The 337-nt window shown below is 49.3% G+C and carries 1 pseudogene; it reads right to left on the bottom strand.

What is annotated here, in order from left to right:
* Positions 1–337, bottom strand: a pseudogene (locus tag QN347_RS19625) (TonB-dependent receptor); the annotation flags it as partial.

Raw genomic sequence — 337 nt, 5'->3', positions numbered from 1 at the left:
CGGTGAGGAAGGATTAGCCAGATTGAGCGCATACCAGCGACGATACGCGGTGGATTGGTTGTGTTCGGCCCAAATACCGGTTTCAATGCTGTGCGCATCAAGGTCGATGTGCAGGGTAGAAATGAGACCTTTCCGGTTGATATTGTATTCCGTGGTGCGGGTGGCATAACCGGAATTACCGAACACTTGTTTCAGATTTTGATTCGGAAAATAGACACTGAACAGTGCCGGCAATCCAGCCTGATTGATCGGCCCAGCTACCACACCGACGCCATCATCATGGTGGTAATAGAATTGATTCGACCAAGTGATGTTATCGTTCAGATAGGCATCGTAC

Source organism: Sphingomonas sp. 10B4, assembly GCF_035019905.1.
Taxonomy (GTDB): domain Bacteria; phylum Pseudomonadota; class Alphaproteobacteria; order Sphingomonadales; family Sphingomonadaceae; genus Sphingomonas; species Sphingomonas glacialis.
Note: the sequence above shows the minus strand (reverse complement) of the source record. Positions and strands in the feature narration are given on the sequence as shown.